The organism is Streptomyces sp. NPDC055189 (genome assembly GCF_053606765.1).
In genome coordinates, this window is record NZ_JBSGSG010000021.1 from 53,950 (window position 1) to 76,960 (window position 23,011).

A 23,011-nucleotide genomic window follows, 5' to 3' on the forward strand; every position below is an offset into this window, starting at 1 on the left:
CCGGCCCGGTCGTGACACCGACATCCTGAGGAAGAGACATGGACCTGACGCTGCCCCAAAGCCTCTACCTGCTCTGCTACACCGTGGACAAAGGCAAGTTCGAGCTCACCAACCTCCAGGGACGCGGCCAGTTGCTGCGCGCCGCCGCGCTGACCCAGCTGACCCTCGACGGGCTGCTCGGCGCCGAGGGAGGCAAGGTCGTCCGGCTGCCCGCCGGGCCGCCGGGCGAGTCCTTCCTCGCGGAGGTGTGGAGTGACGTACCCGAAGAGAAGCCCAAGCGCTGGCTCCAGTTCGTGCACAACAAGGCCCACACCGCGGAGAAGCCCATCCGCAGGCAGCTCGCCGAGACGGGGGCCATCACGGTCCAGCACGAGAAGCGCCTCGGCCTGGTCGGCGTCGACCGGATCACCGTCAATGAGCCGCAGCAGGTGCTCGCCCTGCAGGAACGCGTGCGCAACGCCGTGTTCAGCGGGTTCGACCCGTCGACGATCCCGACGGACGAACTGACCATGGCCGTTTTCGCGGTCGAAGTCGAGGTCACCACCGTGTTCAGCGGGAAGGAGCGCCGCGAGCACAAGCAGGCGCTCAAGGCGCTCGCGGCGCAGTACGACAAGGCCGTTCCCGGCCTGCGCAAGGCGCTGCGCGACTCGTACCTGGCGAGCAGGGCAGTGGGCGGAGGCTGGGGCGCTTGAGCACCGACGAGACGTCATCGAGGACCGACGCCATGACATGGAGCACCGACGACATGACGACAAGTCAGGGCCGCATCGTGCGGCCGCTGGGCGCATTCGAGCGGACCATCGACTTCTACATGCATCGCAACCCGGTCCAGTTCTCCCTGGTCGCCGAAGTGGACCGCCCCGCGCCGGAGAGGGCGCTGGCCACGGCCCTGGCCACGCTGCAGAAGCGCCATCCGCTGCTCGGCGTCGAGGTCGATCGCACTGCACCCGAGGCCGTCTTCCGTGCATCGGAAGCACCCATACCCCTGGAGACAGTTGCCGACGGAACGCCGTGGCAATCCGTCGTAGCCGTCGAGCAGACGCGGCAGATCCCCGCGTCACCAGGGCCCTTGGCACGTGCCGTGCTCGTCCCGCGGGAGTCGGGGTGCGCCGTGGTGCTCACCTTCGCCCACCAGGTAGCCGACGGAATCGGCGGCCTGCGGGCTTTGCTGGACCTGGTGGAGGCCCTGGGCGGTGCGGAGTTGGCGCCGGGCGGCGTTCCCGGGGCGCTGGAGGACCTTCTCGCCCGAACCGACGGAGCGGCGGACGAGGGCGACGCGGCGGCCGGCACACCCTCACAGGACGACGAGCGCATGAGCGCCGTCGGCGAGCTCCGGCCCTTCGCCGGGCGCAGGCCGTACGTCGACGCCCTCGCCCTGGATCAGGGATTGACCGCGCGGCTCGTCCGCCGCTGCCGCCAGGAACGCGCTTCCGTCCACGCGGCGCTCTGCGCGGCGGCCGCGACGGTGCTGCACCGGCGCGGGCGCGAGTTCGTGCGGGTTTTGAGCCCGGTCGACCTGCGCCGCGCGGCCGACCTGCCCGACGAAGTGGTGGTCCGGTTCGCGGGCGCCCGGACGGGGAGTGCCGCGGACGCCAAGAACGACTTCTGGACGCTCGCTCGCGATACCGGCGCATCGCTCTCCGCCCAGCGCACACCGCACGCGCTCAAGGCCGGTGCTGCGGCCCTGGCGGAGCACGCTCCGTCGAACTCCGCCGAAGCCGAGGCGATGATGGCCGCAGCCACGGCGGCCGACATCCAGATCACCAACCTCGGAGTGGTCCACCCCGGCGACCGGAGCGCGAGCATGCTCTCCGCTCTGTGGGGGCCCGCCCAGATCACTCAGATGCGGGGCGAGCACGTCCTCGGCGTCGTCACGGCCGGCGGTCGGCTGCGGATGACGGAACTGACCCACGATCCCGTCGCCGGGCTCGTCCCGGAGACGGGCGCGGTACTGGCCGAGGCGTGCGCCGAGCGTTCATGACACCGCATGGCAGGCCCGGCCTTCAGCTTTGCAGGGAAGCGCGCATGTAGCGGCAGCGGTCGAGGGTGCGGCGACGCATCCACAGGACCCAGCAGCAGAACGCGAGCAGAGCGACCCCGAAGACCAGCGGAAAGATCAGTGAGCCGGTGGCCGCCCCCAGGACGAACATGCCGACGGCGACCAGGCCCATGGCGCCCAGCCAGTAGGGAAGCCACCGGCGGGCCCGCTCCATCTGTCCCAGGTGTGCGGCGACGAGCCGTCGCATGCTCGCCCGCTCGTCGGGGTCCTTCGGCACCTCGCGGTGCCGGATCTTGCGGTTGAGGTCGGCGGCCCCGCGCGCGTCGGTGCCGGCGGCGCGGCCGGCCTTGCGACGCTGCACGGCCACGATGGTGACGGCGATGGCGGTGTAGAGCATGCCCTGGATCACCCACACGACCGGATGCTCGTTCCGGCGGAACAGCGCGGTGATTCCCACGCCCAGCACGAAGATGACGACCGCCTGCGCGGCCAGACTGCGGTCGAGCCAGCGCTTGAAGGCGCGCATGGCACGTACCTCCTCGGATTCGACGAATACGGATACCGGATACCGCTGTCGCTACCTGGTACCCCGCCGATACGGGCCTATGAGCGGGCGCCGTGCACAGAGCGTACGTTCGTACCTTCCGGAGTGTACGATCGTACGCATGCCGACCGACTACTTTGCCGACGACCCGCGCACCAACCTGGAGCGCATGCTCGCGGGCGACCTCTACATCGCCGACGACCCGGAGATCGCCCGCAGGCAGCAGCGTGCCGTGCGGCTCGCCGCCCGCTACCAGGCCGAATGCCTGGAGGACCCCGGCAAGGCCCGGCCGGTCCTCGCCGAACTGCTCGGCTCGCTGGGCGAGGGCGCCGAGGTGCGGCCGCCCCTGTTCGTCGACTACGGCAGCAACATCAGCATCGGGGCCCGCACCTTCGTCAACTACCAGCTCACCGCGCTGGACGTCGCCCGGATCACCATCGGCGAGGACTGCCAGATCGGGCCCAACGTCCAACTCCTCACCCCCACCCACCCGGTGGAGCCGCAGCCCCGGCGCGACAAGCTGGAGGCCGCGCTGCCCATCACCATCGGGGACAACGTCTGGCTCGGCGGCGGTGTCATCGTCTGCCCCGGAGTGACCATCGGGGACAACAGCGTCATCGGCGCCGGAGCGGTGGTCACCAAGGACATCCCCGCCGATGTCGTGGCCGTCGGGAATCCCGCCCGCCCCGTCCGCAGCCTCTAGGCCTCCCGCGATGGCCACCGGACACGCGGATCCCCGGCGGCGCGAGCGCATCCTCGCCGCCACCCTCGACCACATCGCCGACGAGGGCGTCGCGGGTGTCTCCCACCGCAAGATCGCCACGCGAGCCGCCGTGCCGCTGGGCTCGATGACGTACCACTTCACCGGCATCGACGACCTGCTCCGCGAAGCTTTCACCCTCTTCGCAGGTCACATCGTGGCCGTCTTCGAACGCCACCTGGGCGGTGTCGAGGGCCCCGAACAGGCCCGGGAGGCCGTCACCGACCTCATCCATGCGCTCTCCGATGGTCCTCAGCGCGACCTGATCCTCACCCAGGAGCTCTACACCCTCGCCGCACGGCGCCCGGAGTACCGGGAGCTGACCGGGGCCTGGATGGCCCGCAGCCGGGACCTGCTGGAACAGCACTTCGAGCCGGACACCGCCCGCCAACTCGACGCGCTCATCGAGGGACTCACCCTGCATCGCGCGCTCGACGGCGCACCGCACGGCCGCGAACTGACGATCCAAGCGGTCAGGCGCATCACCACCACCGCCGCCGCATAGCGGCGGCCACCGGACAGCCTGTGGGCGCGCGGACCTGACGCCGCGCTCCCACAGGCGTTGGTCGCACCGGTTCTGAGATATTCCTTGACGCGAATATTCGTAGCGGCGAATACTAGATCTCATGGACGCACTCCTCTCCGCACTGGCCGACCCGGCACGCTGGCGGCTCGTCAGCCTCCTTGCCGAGCGGCCCCGGCCCGTCGGGGTTCTCGCGCAACTCGCCGAGGCGCGACAGCCGCAGACGACCAAGCACCTGCAGATCCTTGAGCGCGCCGGCGTCGTCACCTCCCGACGGACCGGCCAGCGCCGCGTCTACGCGCTCCGGTCCGCCGCACTGCGGGACCTGGCCGGCGAGCTCAACCGGGTCGCCGACACCGCTGACCAGGACGGTGGCCCGCGCGCGACTTACGACGCTTACGGGGTCAGCGTCCATGCGGAACGGCTCGCGGCGCAGGAGTCGGGGTGGGCCGACGGCCGATCGTTCAGGTTCCGGCGACCGCTGGCGGGGAGCCCCGAACTGGTCTGGCGGCACCTGACCGATGCCACCTTGCTGGCCCGGTGGTGGACGCCCGACGACCTCCGTGTCTCCGAGATCGTCTTCGAGGCGCGCGAGGGCGGACGCATCGTTCACGAGTACCGCGACGCCGAGGACACCGACGGCTCGGACGCGGTCGCCGGGCGCGCGGAGGGAGTGGTCGACGTCGTACGCCCCGGCGAGCACCTCGCCTACCGGCTCTCCCCGCAACTTCCCGACGGCGGCACCGCTTTCACCGCCCACGTCGACCTCGGCCTGAGGCCAGTGTCCGGCCCCGGCAGTACGGAACTCGACGCCCACTGGCGCATCACTGACAGCACCGTCGACTCCGCGGACTTCATCGCAGGCATCGAGATCGGCTTCGGCCAGAGCCTCGACAAGCTCGCGGCAGTCATCGCCACGGACTCGCACGACTCAGACCACACAAGGAGCGCGAAGTGACCGAGCAGAAGCAGCAGCACACCGCGGGACGCCGGGTCGTCACCAACATGAGCCTCTCCCTCGACGGCCACTACGCCGCGCCGGACAACCCGCAGGACATGAGCTGGGTGATGCCGTACGCGCACAGCGACGTCGCCCGGGACCACCTCACCAGCCTCTGGGAATCCGCCACGACGACCCTGCTCGGGCGGGTCAACGCCGAGGGTTTCCTCGGCTTCTGGCCCACCGTCATCGGTATGGAGGGCGCCGACCCGCGTGACGAGGCATTCGCGAAGTGGCTCGTGGACGCCGAGAAGGTGGTCCTGTCCTCGACTCTGGGCGAAGCACCGTGGGAGCGGACGACGATCGTCGACAAGCCGACGGCCGAGGCGGTCGAAGACCTGAAGGCGACCGAAGGAGGCGACATTCTCGTGCTCTCCAGTGCCAGCGTCATCAAGGCGCTGCTGGCGGCCGACAAGGTCGACCGGCTGGCACTGACGGTCTTCCCGCTCTTCCTGGGCGGCGGGCCGCGCCTCTTCGACGACGGCCTGCCCGCGGGGAAGTGGGCGCTCGTCAGCCAGACGGCAGGCGAGCACGGCACGCTGGCCCTCGTCTACGACCGGCTCCACTGAGCACGCCGTCGCCCCCGGGGGAGACCGCACGGCTGATCGCGCGGTACCCCCGAGGACGTCATCCGGCGTCAGTCCTGGTGGACGACGTTCGTGCCGGGGCCACCGGACAGGGTGTCCGTGCCCGCGCCGCCGTACAGCTTGTCGTCACCGCTGTTTCCGTAGATCGTGTCGTTGCCGTCATTGCCGTACAGGGTGTCGTTGCCCTTGCCGCCGTACAGGAAGTCGTCGCCGGCCGCACCGCGGATCGTGTCGTTGCCCTCTCCGCCGGAGAGGTTCTGCCTCTGGGCGCCGCCCTGGATCACGTCGTTGCCCGCGCCGCCGTCGGCAGCGCTCTCGTCACCTTCCGAGTAGATCGTGTCGGTGTCGTTGCCGCCCTGCGCGATGCTGCCTCCTGCGGCGTGGAGGGTGTCCTCGCCGTCCTCGCCGCGCACCACCCCGTACTCGCCGACCCTGAGGTTGTCGTCGCCCGCGCCTCCGTTGACGGAGTTGCCGTCGACGCTGCCGGACTGCGTCGCGGTGTCCTTGCCGTCACCCAGGTCTGCCGAGGCGAAGTAGTAGGTCTGGTCGGTGGCGTTGTCGTAGGCGAAGCTGTCGTCGCCCTCCCCGAGGACCAACTTCAGCGTGGCGTACGGGTCCTGGGTCTCCAGGGTGGCGACCGTGCAGGACACCTTGGTGCGGTCCGCGCTGTCGGGATACGAGCAGCCGTCGCCCGCGCTGACCGGGACGGCGTCGTCGATCACGTAGGTGATCTCTTCGGAGCCGTCGGATATCGACGCGGTGACGGTCACCTTGTTGGTCTGTCCGGTGGCGGCCGTGTAGAGGATCGCGTGATCGGCCGGGCTGAACGCGGCGGTCGCCTCCGGCGCCGCGGCAGCGGCGGCCCCCGCCAGGAAGAGCGGAGCGGCCAGCGCCGTACCGAAAGCCAGCGTCACTGCCGACGCCGTACGGAATACCCGGCGGCTGACGTTTTGAGAGGGCATTGCAAAACCTCCATGAGGCGTACGTGGTACTTGCAACCACGGTGACCTCCGGGGATTGCGGTTGGTTGCAATCCGGCTTGTGCGGGGTGACCTCGCAGATTTATGCAACGGGTCGCCAAGTGCCGTTTGGCCAGGGGTGTTTGACTTTTCATCGGTAGCGTGCAAATTCCCCGTAACGCGTGGTTCGGCTGAAATTCATAAGGCGGGCCGGCAGATTCCGGCGTGAGTGACTCGGCGCAGTCAATACCAAATTTCCGGTCGGCTTGCTCTTCAGGTGCCGTCACGTGAGTCATGATCCGACCGCCAGGTGGACCATGTAAGCGCCGGTCGCTACCGCGAGGAGCAAGTACAGCCCGGGGAAGGCGATGTTGTAGAAGACACGTGCTCGGATGTGGGCGAATACGGCACCGGTGAAGAAGAGGATCAGACCGGCGCCGGCCGCGAGGCCGAGCCAGTGCGCACCGGACAGCCCGAGGACGAGACCCATCGCCCCGGCCAGTTTCACCGACGCGAGGTAAGGCAGTGCGGTGGCGGGAACGTGCACCTCGGCCGAGTTCTTCAACACGAACCCCGCCTTGGCGTAGTCAGCGAGCGCGATGGACACGACCGCCACGATGCACATGAGCGTGGCGACGAACAGGACTGTCGTCATGCGCTGCACCTTCCCGCAACCGTGTACGAGCACGGTGCCGGGCCGTGGCCGATGTCCCGGAGCGCGGTGCGCCGCATTCCCCGCAGTGCTGCGGCATGCGCCACGGTGAACTCCGCGTCGAGCTGCGCGGTCACTGCGCGGACCCGTCGGGAAGCGGTGCGGAACCGGGTGGTGTGTACGCTCATCAGCAGGTATCTCCTCGTCTGGTGGTGGGGTTCGGATGCGAGATTGGTGGTCTCGTCCGTCCCGACGTCTCCCGCCGCGGAAAGGTGACACCTGGTGGTATCTGTTGTGGAGTTCGAAGCGGCCCGGCCGCAGCTGACCGCGATCGCGTTCCGATTGCTCGGATCCATCGGCGACGCGGAAGACGCCGTGCAGAGCACCTGGATCAAGGCGACGACCGCCGAAGCCGGTGCGCTGCGCAACCCCGCGGCGTGGTTGACGACGGTTCTCACCCGGGTCTGCCTCGACCAACTACGAACACGCAACCGTCGTCGCGAGGAACCCCTGCTCGCGGACATGATCCCCGCAGACAGCCTTGCGGCGGACGAGCACTACCTGCGGCGCGAGAACATCTCTCGCGCGCTGATGGTGGTCATCGGCCGGCTCACGCCCTCCCAACGGGTCGCCTATGTGCTGCACGACCTGTTCGGTGTCCCGTTCCAGGAGGTAGCGCAGACTCTCGGCACCAGCACCGTCAACGCAAAGAAGCACGCGAGCCGGGCCCGCGGACGGATCGAACACACCGCACCCGGACCCGGTCCTGCAACGACCGTCGAAGGCGCGGTCGTAGACGCGTTCATCGCCGCGGCGGCCGGCGGCGACATCAACCGCCTGCTCGACCTGATGACCGACGACTGCGTGCGCACCGCCGACAGCGCCCTTGTCCCGCCAGGCACACCAACCGTCGTCACCGGCGCCTCAGCCATCGCCGAGGAGACAACACTGTTCGCCGAACGAATCCGAGCCAGCACAGCGGTGCTCGTCACAGGCAGGCGAGTCCATGCCATCGCCCCCGGCGGTCACCTGCTCGCAGTCATCGACATGACCACCAGAGACCGGCGAGTCGCCCGGATCGACATCTATCGAGTCTCCGCGCCTACGGCATTCACCATGTCGTCAACAACGTATGCGTGAGGCGACAGGTGCCGAGGACTGCCGCGTGCCCTGCCGGTCGGAGAGGGAGGGCCGCATGGCCTGAACGCGGCCCTCTCTCCCCCCGCACCGGCGACGCCTACTGATCAGTGGTCGCCCGGCGGTGGCGCAGGTGCAGGACGGTTCCGCCGGCCAGGACCACGGCACCGGCGCCTGCGAGGGCGCCGATCAGGCCGGCGGCGGAGGAGTCCGCGGGTGCGTCCGATGCGGCGTTCCCCATGGCCGGGGTGGCGTCGGCGGAGTGTTCCTGGTGGCCTTCGTGCACCGCGTCCGCCCGGGTGTTCTTCTTGCCGGCGCCGAGTGCGTTCACCGCTGCGGCGGACTGCTTGCCGCCGGTCAGGCCGGTGACCTCGCCGTTGCCTCCGTCGAAGACCACGTCCGAGCAGGAGAAGAAGTTCTCCTGGCTGTCGGAGCGGATCCACTGGACGAAGAGGATGTGCTGACCGGTCCGTTGGGGCAGTTGCAGGTCCCAGTAGTAGTGGCCTGCCTCGCTGCCGGGTCCGCCGTTCTGCGGCGGGTTCTGGACGGTCTGGATGTTCTCCAGGTCCGACCAGCCCAGCGGCTGCTCCGGGTCGAAGCCCGCCTTGGTGATGTACACCTTGAACGTGCCCGGATGGTGCGCCCAGTTGCTGTAGTTCACTTCGATGTCGGCGCCGGCGGTGAGATGGGTGACGGGCCAGTCGGTACGGGCGGCGTTGTACGGGGCGAAGTTGTAGGGGCTGCGATCGCCGGCGCTGCACAGCTTGCCGTCCTCGACGTAGCCCTCGCCGCGGCCGCCCGCGTTGGAGTCGAGTACCGCGAACCAGTTGTACAGCGCCGTGGTGCCGGCCGCCTGCACCGCCGCCTTGCAGGCGGGGTTGGTCGGCATCTGGGTGGAGGAGTTGGCGAGCAGGTCCTTGTAGCAGAGGTAGGTGCGCGACCCGGGCACCATGGCCACGCCGTGTGCGGCAGCCGTACCGGGCACGGCGAGCACGGCCGCGGCTGCGATGCCCGTGGCCCCGACGAGGGAAGCCAGGCGTCTGGTGCGCGTCGATTCGCGTAAGCGGGATCGGACCCGGGCGAGCACGGGGGAGCGGGGGATGGTCATGGGAACGTCTCCTTCGGGGAGTTTCCGATGAGCGGCTCGCCTCGTGGTGGTCGCCGATCCCCGAAAGGTTGCCGTGCAGGACCGATTGGCTCGAAAGCCGGCGCACGGCGGGGGCGGCGCCTCTCCACCGGCCCGGACTCTCCGGAATTCAGGAGGTGGCTCGATCTTCCCTTGGCGGGGCCGGCGGATGGTCCTCCGGAGCGTGGGGGATTTCGGGTCTGGAGGCCAGCACCGACCTCATCAGCCCCTCTGCCGCGCCGAGCCGTTCACGGAGATCATTCACCTGGAGGTCCCTCTCCCGGCGGGTGGCCTCTGCGTCGTGGCGCCGGCCTTCCTCGTCCCGGGCCCAGGTGAAGTTCAATTCTGCTCGACGGGCGTGGAGCCCGACCAGGTTCTCCAGGAGGGTCAGCCGCTCGTCTCTGGCCTCACGCAGTTCGTCCTGCAGACGCTCGATGCGCCGGCTGTGCTCGCGCCGTTCGGCCTCCAGGTCGGCGACCCGCCGGCTCAATTCCTCGTTGCGCCCGCGCTCCCGTCCCAACTGCTGGTTCAGAGAGGCCAGGTGTTCGTTGAGATCAGCACGCGCCTCCAGGGCGAGCAACAGCTCCTTGCGCGTCTCTCCTTCACGGCGACTGCGCTTGGCGGCACGCTCCTGGAGGTCTTCTTCCGCGGCGTCGAGATCGGGAAGGCTCAACGCAGCGGCCCGGGGTGACCCGTTCGGCTCCTCTTCCCAGGCGGTGGGTGTCGGCAGGGCAAGGGGTGACGCCTCGTCGCGGACAGCGATCCACAGTGCCCGGAATTCTTCCGGATCACCTCCGAGAACCTCCACGATGAGCTCCAGCGGGCCCCAGCCGGGCGCGCTGTCGCAGCGCAGTACGTTCCCCGCGGTCGTGTGACTGATCGCCTTGCCGGTGCGCTGCGCGACGACCCTGAAACTGGGCTCACCGCTCCGTCGGTGCAGCAGCTGGAGCCGGTATCGGAGTTGCTCCAGTGCGGCCCCCGCCGGGGGGCGGGGTGTCGCCGACGTCATCGTTCCCCCTTCGACGGCCGTACGGGGCCCGATCATCGCAGGCCTCGACCATCGCGCGTGGGTGGTTCATGAATGCGGTGGCCGGACTGGACTGTCAAGTTGTGTAAAGCGCTGGTGCAAGGCGTCACAACACGTATGCGGTGCGTACGAGTTCGGCCGCGCGTGGCCGATCCCTATCGGCGGTCGCCCGTCGTCGGACCGTGGAGGCGTTGGATCCCTCCGGGTCCCGCGTCCTCGTACTCAGGAGAAGCCACGCACATGACACACCTTGTCCAGCTGTCCCTGGCGGTCTCGGCGATCGTCTGTCTGCTCGTCTGCGTTCTCAGCGCGGTCTACATCTGGTCCGGCGACACGGGCCGCCGAAACCGGGCCTGGCGTGTGCTCCAGGCCTTGCTGCGCGCTATCGGGCGGCCAGCCGGTCCAGCAGGGCGGTGAGTACGGCGCTCTCCGCCGCGGTCAGGTCCGCGGCGAATTCGGCGTCGGCGGACCGTGCGAGGTCCCCGCAGACCGCGAGCAGTTCGCGGCCCTGCTCGGTGAGCGTCAGGATCTGGCGGCGGCGGTCGGCCGGGTCCCTCACCCGCTCAACGGCGCCGAGCTTCTGCAGGTGGTCGGCGAGCGCCACGACCAGGCTGGGCGCGACGCCCATCACCCCCGCGACCTCGAGCTGCGACGAGGCTCGCCCGGTGTCCAGTACGACCATCAATCCGACGTGTTTGGGCTTGAGGTCATGGGCCTCGATGCGGGCCGCGAAGAGATCGGTGGCCATCGCCCCGAGCACGCCGAAGCGGAAGACGGCGCTGGCGTTCACCTTGCTGAGTTCCACGGGCAGCATGCTACGGTAACCGAATCATTCAGAGTGTGAATGATTCATGCCGTGACCGAAGGGGTTCGATCATGCTCAGCCCTGCCGCCGTCCAATTGCACCTCGCCGACCTCCAGGAAGGGGTCGTCGAGCTCAGCCGCACGAATCCACCGGCCGCCATCAGGCGATCCGTCGGCTTCCTCGCCCGACTGGCCCAGCTCCTGGACATCCCGGTCACCCTCTCGGCGGCGCCTCGCCCCGGCGGCCCCGTGGTCATCGAGGAGGCGTCCGTCCCCGCGGCTCCCCTCTTCGTGCGCGGCGGACCGTGCGCCTGGGACGATGAGCCCACTCGCCTGGCCATCACGGCCCAGCCCCGCAAGAGCCTTGCTCTGTGCGGCGTGACCAGCGAAATCGTCGTGCTGCACACGGCACTTGATGCCATCGCCGCAGGCTTCGATGTGACCGTGCTCCTGGACGCCTGCGGGGGAATCTCGGCACGTACCGAGCAGGCCGCCTTCCGTCAGATCGAGGCGGCCGGCGGCCGGGTCACCGGAGTCGCCAGCTTCGCCTCCGACCTCGTGCGCGACTTCACCACCCCGACCGGCCGCCAGGTCATCACGGCCCTGCACGGGCTGCTGGCGCCGCCCGAAGCCGAACCGGCAGAGGCCGTGGCGTAGGCCCGGCCGCTGCCCCCTCGGCCGGGGGGAAACCCTCAGTCCAGGTCGGACATGTCGAGCACGAAGCGGTAGCGGACGTCGTTGCGCCGGAGGCGGTCCAGGGCCTCGTTCACGCGGGCCGAGGGAAGCAGTTCGATGTCGGCGGTGATGTCGTGCTCGGCGCAGAAGGCCAGCATGGCGGCGGTCGCGGGGATGCCGCCGCTCCCCGCTGAGCTCAGCTTCTTGCGCCCGATGAGCAGGTCGGTGGTCTCCAGGGTGATGGGGCCCAGGTGCCCGAGGTGGCTGAGTGTTCCGTCCATCGCGACCAGGCGCAGGTAGGGGCCGAGGTCGTGCGGGGCGGAGATGGTGTCGATGACGACGTCGAAGCGGTCGCGGGCGGCAGCCATCTGATCCGGATCGCCGGAGACGATGACCTCGTGCGCGCCCAGGCGGAGGGCGTCGTCGGTCTTGTCCGGGGACCGGCTGATGACCGCGGTGTCGGCGCCGAGCGCCGCGGCGATCTTGACGGCGAGGTGCCCCAGGCCGCCGAGGCCCGCCACGGCGACGCGGGTCCCCGGTCCCACGCCGAGGGCCCGCAGCGGCTCCCAGACGGTGACCCCGGCGCAGAGCAGGGGAGCGGCTGCGGCCGGGTCGAGGCCGGGGGGAAGGGCGTAGGCGAACCGTGAGCGCACGACGTACTCGCGGGCGTAGCCGCCCCGGGTGGTCGACCCGTCGTATCGGTCGATGCCGCCGTAGGTCAGCGTCGGGAACTCGTGGCAGAAGTTCTCCTGGCCGGCCCGGCACATGGCGCAGGTGCCGCACGAGTCGACGATGTTGCCCACCGCCACCGGGTCGCCGACGGCGAAGTCCGTGACCTGCGTCCCGGTTTCGGTCACCGCGCCCGTGAATTCGTGGCCCGGCACGAGGGGGCGGCCGTCGTCGCGGGACTGGATCGCGTGCAGGTCGGTGTGGCAGACCCCGCAGTAGTCCACGCGGACCGCGATGTCGTCGGGGCGCAGGTCACGGCGCTTGAGCGGCGTCCGTCGCAGCGTTGCCGCCGGGCCTTCGGCCTGCAGGCTCACAGTGGTCCTCATGGCTCGTTCTCCTTAGACAGACTGTTCGGTCTATTTGGAGAGTAGAACGACCGGCAGCCGTCAGGCAAACCAACTGTTCTGTTTGGTAGCCTCGCGGACATGCCCGACCAGCCCCTGACCACGCGCGGAGCCGCGACCTACCAGCGCATCCTCGATGTGGCGACCAAGGAGTTCGCCGAGCACGGCATCGCCGGGGCGCGCATCGAGCGGATCGTGGCCGCCGCGCGCACCAACAAGGCGCAGCTCTACGGCTACTTCGGGAACAAGGAAGGGCTCTTCGACGCCATCTTCTTCGGTTCGCTGGAGCGGATCGTGAACGTCGTCCCGATCGACGCCGCGGATCTCGCCGACTGGGCGGTGCGCCTCTACGACGAGTATCTCCTGCGCCCCGACCTCATCCGCCTCGCCACCTGGGCGCGCCTGGAGCGGCGCCCGGCCGGTCACCTGGTCGAGAATCCCGACCGTCTCGACGACCACAAGCTGGGTGCCATCGCCGAGGCGCAGGCCGATGGCCGGGTGCGCGCGGGGGATCCGTTCGACGTGATGGCCATGGTCATCGCGATGTCCATGGCGTGGTCGCCGGTCAGCAATGTCTACGCCGCTACCGCCGAGGAGCCCGAGGAGCTGCACGAGCAGCGCCGCGCCCTGCTTCACGAGAGCGTCCGCCGTGCCATGGCCGCCGAATAACCCGTGCGCCCGGCTGTCCCCGTCGCCCCGGCTGAACGTCGTTCACCCGCCGATATGACGTGCGAATCATTCAACGGGCGGGGCTCAGGGGGAGCTTCTGAGGCAGGCACGTGAAAGCGATCGAGCCCTTTCCAAATTTATTCGATATCTGCCAATGTGCCGCGCTATCGTGACCCGGCAGCCGCCTGGGGCTGTCGAGTTCCCGTAGGGCCGAGGCATGTCCGGTTGCGGCAAGCATCGCCGCCCGTTCATAGATGTGAGTGCGGTGTGACTGAGCAGAATGGTGTCGATTCAGAGCTGGTTGACCTCGGTGCGGTCAGCCCTGCCGACGCGCGCACCCTTGATGCCGCACTTGTCGAGGCGTCGATGCAGCGGCTGTTGAGCCGGATCGATGATCCGGCCAGCAGCATGGGTGGCTACAACCCGCAGCGCGACGAGTAGCGCGCACGCGGCTGGACCCGGGAGCTGACATGGATGTCGACGCACAACGGCCGCAACCGCATCGCGCACCAAGGCCGCAACCGCACGACGTACGTCCGCCGCAACCGCACGACGGACGACCGCTGCGACCCCATCGCGTAGAGCTCGAGCCCTACCGCGATCTGCTGTCCGGCGCCTGCGGTCCGGACGCGGTGGATGCGCTGCGTGCCGCCGAGCGCAGTTGGCGGCTGCTTCTCCTGCGCGCGCTCATCGACGCCGCCGACGGCATCCCCACCGCCCCGCTTTCTGCCCTCGATGACGGGTGGCAGCTGCTGACCCGCGCCTGGGAGACCGCCTCCGAGCCGGTGGAGCGCCTGCTGCTCTACCCCACCGTCGGCACCTGGGCCGCATACGCCTTGCGCCGTGTGCGCGGCAGCGTGGCGGGTGAATCGCCCCTGTGGGTCGAGCTCGGCCAGTTGCACGCGGTGGCGGCGTCCGCCGCGGTGCTCGCCGGGGTGGATTTCCGCACCACGGTTCCGGTCCGGGACGGGTGGGTGGTGCTGCCGATGCTGGGCGGGGCCAGAGTGCCGGGAGCCGAGGGCCGGTGGGGCAGCGCCGAGGTGTCCGCGCGGGCCGGCACGGTGCTGGTCGGCGAGGTGCGCAGGGGCGGGCCCGGCTGGGTCCCGTTGCGGGAGTTGGGCGGCGACGGCTGCACGGTCGTACTCGACGACCTCGATCCCTTCCGGGCGCTGCGCGCCCCCCAGCCGCCGCAGCCGCACGACACGGCCGACCGCTACTCCGCGCTCTTCGACGAGGCCTGGCGCCTGCTGGCCCACGACGACCCGGAGACGTCCCGGGCCGCGGCCAAAGGCCTGAGCTCGGTGGTGCCACGGCCGCGCGCGGAGCCCTACCGCCCGCACAGCGCCTCCTCGGGCGACGCGTTCGGCGCCCTGGTCGCCTCGGAGCCCGACGACGCGGAACAGTTCGCGGCCACCTTGGTGCACGAGTTCCAGCACAACAAACTCGGTGCCTTCATGCATCTGTTCACCCTCTACCGCGACGGCGGCACCAAGCGCTTCTACGCACCCTGGCGTGATGACCCGCGCCCGCTCGGCGGACTCCTGCAAGGGGTGTACGCCTTTTTCGGCGTCACCCGCTTCTATCGGCGCAGGCAGAATCCGCTGGGCGCGTTCGAGTTCGCCCTGTGGCGCGAACAGACCTTGCGCGCCCTGCACGGCATCCGCGACGCGGAGCGACTGACCGACCTGGGACGGGAGTTGACCGGCGAGCTGACCGCACGCCTGACCGCCTGGCAGGACGAGCCGGTCGACCCAAGGTCCCTGGACGCGGCCCGGCAGGCTGCCGCCGACCACTACGCGTCCTGGCGGGCCCACCACGTCCGGGCCGATCCCCGCGAGGTCGCTCGCGCCGCGATGGCCTACGCGGAAATGCGTCCCGTCCGGCTGCCCCGGGGCGCCGACGTCATCGTGCCGGGCAGCCCGCGCCGCGGACTCGACACCCGCGCCGTCCTGCTGCGCCGCCTGCTCGCCGACCCCGGCGCCCTGCGCGCGCTGCGTCCCGATCCGGGTGCGGTGGTCGAAGGCGCCCGCCCGGAGGACGTCGCCCTGGTCACCGGTGACACGGCCCTGGCCCGGCAGCGGTTCGAGGACCGCATCCTCGAAGAGGGGGAACCCGAGGCGTGGGTGGGCCTCGGCCTTGCCCTGCGGGCCGAGCACCATCCGGCGGCCGACACCCTGCTGACCCGGCCCGAGTTCGTGATGGCGGTACACGCCGAACTGGGCGGTGGCGTCGATCCGGTGCGTCTTGCGGAGTCCTTTCCCGCGGACCCTCAGAGCGGTAGCGGGTCGATGTAGCAGTTGGCCCGGGTCCGCGCGGCCAGGTTCGTGGTCGCGGGATGCGCCGGGCCCAGCTGCCTGCGCAACTCGTCCAGGACCGTGCGCAGCAGCTCGTCGCACTCCTCGTGCCGCCCCACCGCGTCGAGGTCGAGGGCCCGGTTCGCGGCAGTGCTGAGCGTGGAGGGGTGCACCGGACCCAGTACCTCGATGCACCGTGCGAGCGTCGCCGTGCCCAGCGCCAGCGCCTCCTCGTGCTGTTCGAGTGCCGCCAGGTCGCTGGCCAGGTTGGTCGCCACGACCAGGGTCAGCGGGTGCTGCTCGCCCAGCTTCTGGGCCAGCGCTTCGTGGGCGCGCAGGTCCACCTCGTACGCCTCGCGCGGGCGTCCGTCCAGGCGCAGGGTGATGGCGAGGTTTGCCTCCGCCGAGACGGTGTGCGGGTGTTGTGATCCGAAGATGCGCCGGTAGCGGCGGCAGCAGACGTCGGCCAGTTGCCTGGCCCGTTCCAGCTGTCCGTCGTGCCGCAGGTCCACCGAGAGGCTGAGCGACGCGGCGATCGTGTCCGGATGCTCCTGGCCGAACCCGAAACGGTCGACGATCAGTCCAAGGACTTCCTCAGAGAGTTCGAGCGCGCCGCGGTGATCGCCGGCCTTGCGCCGGGCCACCGCCAGGACGCGCTTGGCGAACAGGGCGGCCGGGCTGTCCGCCTGGATCTGCTGGTATTTGGCGACCACCTCCTCCTGCCGTTCGCGGGCGTGGGCGTAACGGCCCAGCTCGCGCTCGTCTATGGTCAGCCCGACCCGGGTGTGCAGGGTCAGTTCGTGGTCGGTGCCCAGCAGCGACTGCTTCAGCTCCCAGGTGGTGCAGTCCAGTTCGTACGCATCCTGGAAGCGGCCGACCAGGCGCAGACACACCGCGAGATTGTGCGCGGCGTTCATGGTCGTCGGTTCGTCCGTGCCGATGGCCGCCGTCGCCTGGTCGTACACCCGCTGGGTCAGCGCGAGCGCGTCGTCGAAGTCGCCCGTGACCCGCAGGTCGGCGGCGACGGCGCCCATGGCCTCCAGATGGCTCTCGCGGATCTCGGACACCGGTACGCGGGAAGGGAGCTGCGCGGACTCGTACGCCGCGAGCGTCACCCGGTTGATCTCGGCCGCCTCCTTGTAGTGCCCCATGCTGAAGTGGGTCCAGCCGAGCCAGAACGCCAGGGTGAGGGTCTTGTCGTCCCGGGGTCCGAAGAGCTCGCGGGCCGCTTCGTACGCCTCCTCGGTGAAGCGCTGTGCGCTCTCGTGATCCCCCCAGCGCTGGAGGTACTTGGCGATGTCGACCACCAGGCTGTGCACCCAGGGATCCGTGGAGTGGATGGCGTCGGCGGCCACGGCGTGCGGATACAGCATGGAGTAGCGGTTCCAGGTCGTGTGGGACTCCGGATTGCGGGGGTCGGCCGAGGCGAGGAGCATCCGGGCGCCGTGTTTCATCTGCTCCTGCTGCAGCGGCGTCATGCGGTTGATCAGCACGGCCTGGACGAGCCGGTGGATCTGCAAGGAGTCGGTCCGCAGGTCGAGGCGTGCCAGCGAGTACCGCTTGATCTCCCGGATGGCCCGGCTCAGGCGCAGCGGATCGGCGAGGGCCGCGTCCAGCTGCGGGGCGATGGAGCCGCGGTGCGCATTGGAGAACAGATCCCGGGGGATCGGCTCGGGCGCCAAGTAGGCGCACACCTGCAGGAGCTGGATGGCCTCGGGGTTGGTCTGCTCGACGTGGTCCAGGGAGACGTTCCAGGCGGTGGCGATCGACTGCTGATAGGCGTACGGCGCGGATTCGAAGAGCAGCTCGCTGCGCTTCTCCTTGAACAGCCGAAGGTACTCCTGGACCGGCATGCCCGTCTCGGCCCGCCACGCCGCGGCCTGCTCGATGGCGAGCGGCAGGTCGCCCAGCGCGTCCGCGAGCTCGTCGGCGTCCTCCTCGGTCAGCTCCGGGCCGCGCTTGTTGAGCAGCTTGATGCTCTCGGCGCGTTCGAAGATGTCCACCTCGAGGCAGCGCGCCACGTTCTCCCAGTGCGGGTTGCGCGAGGTGATCAGGACGGTGCCCAGGCGGGAGTTGGGCAGGAAGGGCGCAAGCGCCTCGGCGTTATCGGCGTTGTCGAAGACCAGCAGCCAGCGGCTGTAGGGGGTTCCGCGGCGCAGTGCGTCCAGCACGGCCGGCACCGTGGTGCGTGCCTCGGGTCCGTGGCTGATGCCCAGGCGCGGGGCGAGCTGGGCCAGGCCGTTGATGATGCCGGAGGCGCGCTCGCTCGATATCCAGCAGATCAGGTCGTACTTGCTCTGGTGCACGTAGACGTACTCGACGGCCAGCTGGGACTTCCCGATGCCGCCCAGGCCGTACATGGCCTCCGGCAGCACGGCAGCCGTCCCGCCGCTGCCCAGGCGTTCCGCCAGCTGCTCCAGCAGCCGCTCGCGGCCGGTGAAGTTGGGGTTGCGCGGGGGCACGTTCTCCCACACGACCGGTGAGGACGCGGCGTGCCGTGGCGGGGCGGGTGGATCCTGTGGAGGGATTCCCTCCGGAACGGGCGCACTGGTCATGGATCCTCCCCCTCGGGCTCGGGTGCCGACGTCGGCGGACGCGGTGGTGGTTGCCCGTTCGCTCTGCCGGTCGGCCAGCGCCTGTCCCAGGAGCCGGGCGCGCTCCTGGAAGGGGCCCGCGAGTGCGCGCAGGACGAGCTGTTCGATCCGCAGCAGGCGGGCGTTGTCCGCCCGCACGGCGGGAGGCGGAGCGGTGGCCGGCGAGGTGACCACCGAGGTGAAGTAGCCGCCGTCGGGGCCTGAAAGCGTCCGGACGGCGGGCTGCGGGACGAGTTCGTCCAGCGACATGAGGACACGCTTGGTGTCGGTGCGCCGCGCGCCGTCGAGCAGCAGTGCGCGGATGCCGTCGTCCATGTCGAAGCCGTCTGTGCCCGGCGCCGGTTCGAGCAGGCCGAAGGCCCGCAGCTCGGCCAGATCGGCGGGTCCGGCAGCCGGTGCGAACCGCTCGCGCAGCGCCTGGATCACCGGAAGCGTCAACGGCGCGGCGGCCAGCAGCGATGCGAGCGCCGCGCCGGGCGCCGAGCAGCCCGCCCGGTAGGCGGCGACCTTGCCCGCCGCGTCGGTGGCGGGCGCTGCGCCCTGCTCCTCGTACGCCGGTCCGGGCGCGCCGGGCGGCGCGATCGCGTACGCGGGCAACTCCGTCCAGCCGTCGGCGGTGCCCGTCAGCCAGCGGGCCCAGCGCGCCATCCACCGGCCGCGCAGAGGGAGCAGGGGGAGCGGGACAACCCCGCCGGGCAGCGCGGTGTCCTGCGGGGCGAGGGCGTTGGCGCCGACGAGGATGCCGCGCACCTCGCGGCCGGGAGCGTCGGGGGCGCCGAGGGCGGGAGAGGAGAGACGGATGCGCCGCATGGGCAGTCCGGAGCGCGGCCACAGCCGCTGCGGCAGCAGATGGATACAGGCCACCGGATGCCGGGAGGCCCAGTCCGCCAGGGCGGCCGCCGCGGTTCCGTCCCGCCACGCCGGGCCGAGGGCGTCGGTCACGACCAGGATCAGGCGGCTGCGGCTGCCGGCCGGGAAGCGGTCAGGTCCGCGGGCGGAACTGCCGTCCCAGTCCGACTCGGTCACGCGCAGGCCCCGTTGCCCGCGCAGTACGGCCCGCAGCCGGGACGTCACCGGCTCCCACAGCGCCATCCCTGCGGTCGTGTCGAGCACCAGGTTGACCTGTCGGCCGCCGTCCGTGTGGCCGAGGCGGTGCAGGCTGCGCGCGACCACCGTCCAGTCGGGGGCGTCTCCGGGAGCCGAGCCCGCAGCGGGCGGCTCCCCGGCGCTCAGGGGACGGCCGAGCACCGCGCTGTCGAGCCGGTCCAGGAATCGGCGCTCGCTCATGGCTCCCGGGCCGGTCCCCGCAGCAGGCCGAGCAGGCGTGCCGCGACAGCATCCGGGGTCTCGTCGGGCGGCCAGGGTACGGCGGCGGCGAGCGTGACCGCGTCCAGCGCCCGGGTCACGGTCAGCCCGCCCAGCGCACGGGGATCGTCGGACCAGGCCTCGGCCAGCTCGGTGACCAGGGTGAGCAGGCGTGGATCGGCGCTGTCGGTGATCCCGGCCCGGCTTCTGACCGCTGCCGTCAGTTCCGCCGCCGTCGGCACCGGGTGCTCCCAGTGCAGACAGTCCGCCATGAAATCGGCCGGGAAGACCCTGGTCCGCCCCGCGGTGATCACGGTGATCGGCAGCTCGTGGCAGGCGACGGCGCCGCGCGCCACCGGTGCCGGCACGCCCGGGTCGTCGGTCATGACCCGGGCCGATGCCTCATCGGCCAGCTCCGGGATGTCGAAGCCGCCGCGCCGCAGCACCGCGCGCAGTTCGACGGGCAGATCGAAGTCGCCGCGGTCCAGGCCCTCGACGAGCAGGACGCGGGGCCGCCCGTACGGAAGGAGCGCCGTGCCCAGCGGCCCGAGCCGTACCTTCGTCCCGCCCTGCTGCGTTGGGCGGGCCGCGTACAGCGCGTCCCGGAGCACCGATGCGCCGGTCACCGTCCAGTGCAGGACGCGGCCGAGCCCCAGCTCCCGGGCGATCCGGAACGCCAGCGCGGAGCGGCCCACTCCGGGCGGGCCGGTGACCAGCAGCGGCTTGCGCAGCGCCAGCGCCGCGTTCACCGCGGCCACTTCGCCGGCCGCGGTCTGCAGGCCCAGCGCCGCCCGCGTCGCCGTTCCGAGCCTGCGCTCGGCCTCTGCCGCGTCGTCGGGGGCAGGCGCCAGGTCGGGGCCTCCCGCGTAGGTCCGCCACGGCGGGGGAGCGGGCACGACGGCGGACGGCTCGTGCGGCACACCGGTGCCGAGATAAGGGCCCGGGGCGGCGTCGGTATGGGCCGGGGGCCTGGCACTGAGTGGCGAGTTCACGAAGCAGCTCCGTAGATGAGCTCGGGCAACCCGTCCGGCGTGTCATAGATGATGACGATCCGGTGGTGCCATCCGACGGTCCAGGGCGAAGCGGCGCCACCACCCCCGCCATCATCTCGGCCGTACTCCGGTACGTCGAGGCCTCCTTCGGACATGATGCGCGTGAACAGCACGGAGAAGTCGGGCTGCGCCCGGTCGTCGTGGCGCCACATCACCAGCGGCACCCCGTGCCGCAGCGCCTTGGTGACGTCCCTGCGCCCTTCGGTCGAACTGGGTTTGTGGGCAAGGACAAGCCCCGCCACCGGCTCCTCACCACTGAACTCCCGCCCGTCCTCGCTCAGCGCCCGCACCAGCTGCAGCAGCCTGCCCGCCTCCGGCTGGCCGCTGAGGGGCCGCCAGCGCTCCCGCCACGTGCGGCACCACGGCGGGTGCCGCAGCCGGTCACGGCTGTGCACGATCAAGGGGAAGGACATCCCGAACTCGGGCAGCGCGCCCCGGCGTATCAACGTGTCCGGGTGGTCGATGAGGTCGAGCGGCAGCACGTACTCGACGTCGATCCGCTCGCCGGGCACGCCGTAGTCCCGTTTGAGGCGCTCCCTGGCCAGATCGACCCGGGTCAGCAGATCGGCGAGGCGGATGCTGCGCTCGGTGTGCGGCAGCGGCAGGCGCAGCCAGGTGCCGGGAAGCGGCCGGCAGTGGAAGTAGAAGGACACCGCCCAGTCGTCCGGATCGTTGCCGGGGTCGGGCTCCAGCTCGACCAGGAGTTTCGCGGAAGTGGCGGGCTGTACGGGGATTTTGGCGAGGCTGCTGCGCAGGGTGTCGACCTGCTCGGGGTAGCTCGTGCGCCGCGGCGCGGTGGTTGCGGCGACCACGGGCGGCCATCCCGTGTCCGTGCGCCCGGCGGAGCCCTGCCGGGCGGTCTCCAGGCGCAGGGCCCAGGCGCGGCTGTGCGCCTGGATCTCCTTGGCGGTCGCCCCGCCGACCGCGCTGGCGACCAGTTCGAGGAAGTGCACGGCCGGGGGCAGGCCCTCGGAGGGCATGTTGCTGCCCGCGAGATTGACGAACGCTTTCCACAACCCGTCGCAGTGCGCGGGCATCCCCTCGCTCAGGGACCTGGTGGCGCGCGCGTAGAGCGCGGACACCGGATTCTCGTTCAGGTCCGACTCGTACAACCGGGCCAGGACCAAGCGCAGCTGGACCCAGCCCTCGGTGCCGATCTGGCGCAGGGCCTCCAGCTCGTCCACCCGGAAGTGCAGTCCGGCCGCGACGGCCCGGTCCCGGGGATGGGCTTGTTCGTACGCCGCCACCAGATCACTCATGCCGGTGGGCCTCGCGGCGCACAGGTCGACGAGCAGCGGCAGCAGGCACTCGGCCGGGAGGCGGGTCTCCTCGGCGTCCCCGGCCACCTCCGGGAACAGCCGGCGCAGCAGCGCGAGGCGGGCGGCGTATCCGTGCAGGGATTCCGCTCTCTCCAGCTGGGCGCGGACCTCGGCAAGGACCCTGCGTCTGTTGTGCGGCTCGCTGAAGCCACCGGTGTGTTCGGCCAGGCGGCGGCAGCAGCCGTCGTCCTCCTGGAGCGCTTCGACCGGCAGCACCGTCAGCGTCGTGCGGCTGCTCACGTCGCTCTGCAGGACGACCCCGACCAGGGTGCGCCGCTGGTCGACGAGGACGGCGGCACCCGAGATGCCGCCCCAGTCGGCGCCCCGGGCCGGGCAGTCCTCCTCCGTCACGTTCAAGGTCATCAGTTCCGACCGGGCGAGGTGGGCGGGCCTGAGCCGGCCGCCGCCCTGAAAAGGATTGTGGGCGTACCGCTCCTCGTAGTTGAAACTGGGAAAGCCGAAGATCTGGAACTCGGTGATGTCGGCCTCGGCGAGCCCGAGGCGGGGATTGCCGGCCCGCTCCGGCGGCTGCCAGCCCGAGCCGGTCACGACGAGCAGTGCCGCATCCAGCGGGAGAGCGCGGCCGATGCCGTCGTCGGTGCCCCAGCGCGGGCGCGCTGCCGAGCGGGTGTCACGCACGACGGGCACGGGCGCGAGGCCGCTCCAGATGATCTCGCAGGGGTGCCAGGGCAGATGGGCCGCGTGCATGCCCTGCCGCACTTCGACGACGAGCCCCCTCGCCGCCGCCGGCCGGCCCAAGGGCTCCTCCGGCACCAGCAGATGCGCGGCGGTCACTATCAGATCGGTGTCGATGACCCAGCCCGAGCCGTACCCGACATGGCGCCCTTCCGCGTCCCGCACACTGATCTCCACCAGCCGGTCCGGCACAAGACGTGCGGAGCCGACCATGCA

22 protein-coding genes are annotated in these 23,011 nt (G+C 70.7%); 11 read left to right on the top strand and 11 right to left on the bottom strand.

Going from position 1 to position 23,011, the window contains the following annotated elements; all coding sequences use genetic code 11:
• Nucleotides 1–38: 38 nt before the first annotated feature.
• Nucleotides 39–692 (top strand): GOLPH3/VPS74 family protein, encoded by a 654-nt coding sequence (locus ACWFR3_RS18090; protein WP_453735563.1) that lies wholly within the window; start codon nt 39–41, stop codon nt 690–692.
• Nucleotides 689–1,981, top strand: coding sequence for a phthiocerol/phthiodiolone dimycocerosyl transferase family protein (locus tag ACWFR3_RS18095; protein ID WP_453735564.1), 1,293 nt, complete (start codon nt 689–691; stop codon nt 1,979–1,981). Before ACWFR3_RS18090 ends, ACWFR3_RS18095 begins: the two co-directional genes overlap by 4 nt.
• 22 nt (nt 1,982–2,003) lie before the next feature.
• Here ACWFR3_RS18095 and ACWFR3_RS18100 read toward each other — a convergent pair whose 3' ends face one another.
• Complete coding sequence (locus ACWFR3_RS18100; protein ID WP_453735565.1) at nt 2,004–2,525, bottom strand: hypothetical protein; 522 nt, start codon at nt 2,523–2,525, stop codon at nt 2,004–2,006.
• Nucleotides 2,526–2,664: 139 nt separating this feature from the next.
• Between ACWFR3_RS18100 and ACWFR3_RS18105 the strand changes: the two genes are divergently transcribed.
• The 4 genes from ACWFR3_RS18105 (at nt 2,665) to ACWFR3_RS18120 (ending at nt 5,395) form a co-directional block, all read left to right on the top strand.
• Nucleotides 2,665–3,246, top strand: coding sequence for a sugar O-acetyltransferase (locus ACWFR3_RS18105; RefSeq protein ID WP_453735566.1), 582 nt, complete (start codon nt 2,665–2,667; stop codon nt 3,244–3,246).
• Between the two features lie 10 nt (nt 3,247–3,256).
• Entirely contained in the window at nt 3,257–3,808 is a 552-nt protein-coding gene (locus ACWFR3_RS18110) for a TetR/AcrR family transcriptional regulator (RefSeq protein WP_453735567.1), read from the top strand.
• Nucleotides 3,809–3,929: 121 nt separating this feature from the next.
• Nucleotides 3,930–4,784, top strand: coding sequence for a metalloregulator ArsR/SmtB family transcription factor (locus tag ACWFR3_RS18115; RefSeq protein ID WP_453735568.1), 855 nt, complete (start codon nt 3,930–3,932; stop codon nt 4,782–4,784).
• Nucleotides 4,785–4,831: 47 nt separating this feature from the next.
• The gene (locus tag ACWFR3_RS18120; RefSeq protein WP_453735622.1) at nt 4,832–5,395 is read left to right on the top strand and encodes a dihydrofolate reductase family protein; all 564 of its coding nucleotides are present in this window, start codon (nt 4,832–4,834) and stop codon (nt 5,393–5,395) included.
• A 68-nt stretch (nt 5,396–5,463) separates the two neighbouring features.
• Here the strand turns inward: ACWFR3_RS18120 and ACWFR3_RS18125 are convergent, their stop codons facing one another.
• From ACWFR3_RS18125 to ACWFR3_RS18135, 3 genes are all read right to left on the bottom strand, one after another.
• A complete protein-coding gene (locus ACWFR3_RS18125; RefSeq protein WP_453735569.1) occupies nt 5,464–6,375 on the bottom strand; it encodes a calcium-binding protein in 912 nt (303 codons plus the stop codon).
• A 289-nt stretch (nt 6,376–6,664) separates the two neighbouring features.
• Nucleotides 6,665–7,027 carry a DoxX family protein gene (locus ACWFR3_RS18130; RefSeq protein WP_453735570.1) on the bottom strand — a complete coding sequence of 121 codons (363 nt, stop codon included), beginning with the start codon at nt 7,025–7,027 and terminating at the stop codon, nt 6,665–6,667.
• Complete coding sequence (locus ACWFR3_RS18135; protein WP_453735571.1) at nt 7,024–7,212, bottom strand: hypothetical protein; 189 nt, start codon at nt 7,210–7,212, stop codon at nt 7,024–7,026. The genes ACWFR3_RS18130 and ACWFR3_RS18135 overlap by 4 nt, the downstream gene beginning before the upstream one ends.
• 106 nt (nt 7,213–7,318) lie before the next feature.
• Between ACWFR3_RS18135 and ACWFR3_RS18140 the strand changes: the two genes are divergently transcribed.
• Nucleotides 7,319–8,164, top strand: a complete 846-nt coding sequence (locus ACWFR3_RS18140; protein ID WP_453735572.1) for a sigma-70 family RNA polymerase sigma factor — start codon at nt 7,319–7,321, stop codon at nt 8,162–8,164.
• Nucleotides 8,165–8,261: 97 nt separating this feature from the next.
• Here ACWFR3_RS18140 and ACWFR3_RS18145 read toward each other — a convergent pair whose 3' ends face one another.
• The 3 genes from ACWFR3_RS18145 to ACWFR3_RS18155 all read right to left on the bottom strand — a co-directional run bounded on the left by ACWFR3_RS18145 (nt 8,262) and on the right by ACWFR3_RS18155 (nt 11,128).
• Nucleotides 8,262–9,269, bottom strand: coding sequence for a lytic polysaccharide monooxygenase auxiliary activity family 9 protein (locus ACWFR3_RS18145; protein ID WP_453735573.1), 1,008 nt, complete (start codon nt 9,267–9,269; stop codon nt 8,262–8,264).
• A gap of 148 nt (nt 9,270–9,417) precedes the next feature.
• Nucleotides 9,418–10,296 carry a hypothetical protein gene (locus tag ACWFR3_RS18150; protein WP_453735574.1) on the bottom strand — a complete coding sequence of 293 codons (879 nt, stop codon included), beginning with the start codon at nt 10,294–10,296 and terminating at the stop codon, nt 9,418–9,420.
• Nucleotides 10,297–10,696: 400 nt separating this feature from the next.
• On the bottom strand, nt 10,697–11,128 hold the full coding sequence (locus tag ACWFR3_RS18155) for a MarR family winged helix-turn-helix transcriptional regulator (RefSeq protein WP_453735575.1): 432 nt from the start codon (nt 11,126–11,128) through the stop codon (nt 10,697–10,699).
• A gap of 62 nt (nt 11,129–11,190) precedes the next feature.
• Here ACWFR3_RS18155 and ACWFR3_RS18160 point away from each other — a divergent pair, with 62 nt between their 5' ends.
• Nucleotides 11,191–11,775: an isochorismatase family protein gene (locus tag ACWFR3_RS18160; protein WP_453735576.1), complete on the top strand. Its 585-nt coding sequence runs from the start codon at nt 11,191–11,193 to the stop codon at nt 11,773–11,775.
• 35 nt (nt 11,776–11,810) lie between these two features.
• On the opposite strand, the gene ACWFR3_RS18165 is transcribed toward ACWFR3_RS18160, so the two are convergent.
• Entirely contained in the window at nt 11,811–12,848 is a 1,038-nt protein-coding gene (locus tag ACWFR3_RS18165) for an NAD(P)-dependent alcohol dehydrogenase (protein ID WP_453735577.1), read from the bottom strand.
• Between the two features lie 99 nt (nt 12,849–12,947).
• On the opposite strand from ACWFR3_RS18165, the gene ACWFR3_RS18170 reads away from it, so the two are divergent.
• The 3 genes from ACWFR3_RS18170 (at nt 12,948) to ACWFR3_RS18180 (ending at nt 15,829) form a co-directional block, all read left to right on the top strand.
• A complete protein-coding gene (locus ACWFR3_RS18170; RefSeq protein ID WP_453735578.1) occupies nt 12,948–13,535 on the top strand; it encodes a TetR family transcriptional regulator in 588 nt (195 codons plus the stop codon).
• Between the two features lie 267 nt (nt 13,536–13,802).
• Complete coding sequence (locus tag ACWFR3_RS18175) at nt 13,803–13,976, top strand: hypothetical protein (RefSeq protein WP_453735579.1); 174 nt, start codon at nt 13,803–13,805, stop codon at nt 13,974–13,976.
• 191 nt (nt 13,977–14,167) lie between these two features.
• Complete coding sequence (locus ACWFR3_RS18180) at nt 14,168–15,829, top strand: HEXXH motif domain-containing protein (protein ID WP_453735580.1); 1,662 nt, start codon at nt 14,168–14,170, stop codon at nt 15,827–15,829.
• Here the strand turns inward: ACWFR3_RS18180 and fxsT are convergent.
• Genes fxsT through ACWFR3_RS18195 form a run of 3 tightly spaced genes read right to left on the bottom strand, consistent with a single transcriptional unit; the run spans nt 15,805 to nt 23,008 of the window.
• Nucleotides 15,805–19,710: an FxSxx-COOH system tetratricopeptide repeat protein gene (gene fxsT, locus ACWFR3_RS18185; protein WP_453735581.1), complete on the bottom strand. Its 3,906-nt coding sequence runs from the start codon at nt 19,708–19,710 to the stop codon at nt 15,805–15,807. The genes ACWFR3_RS18180 and fxsT overlap by 25 nt on opposite strands.
• Nucleotides 19,707–20,720: an AAA family ATPase gene (locus ACWFR3_RS18190; protein WP_453735582.1), complete on the bottom strand. Its 1,014-nt coding sequence runs from the start codon at nt 20,718–20,720 to the stop codon at nt 19,707–19,709. The genes fxsT and ACWFR3_RS18190 overlap by 4 nt, the downstream gene beginning before the upstream one ends.
• Nucleotides 20,717–23,008, bottom strand: a complete 2,292-nt coding sequence (locus ACWFR3_RS18195; protein WP_453735583.1) for a VMAP-C domain-containing protein — start codon at nt 23,006–23,008, stop codon at nt 20,717–20,719. Before ACWFR3_RS18195 ends, ACWFR3_RS18190 begins: the two co-directional genes overlap by 4 nt.
• Between the last annotated feature and the right edge of the window lie 3 nt (nt 23,009–23,011).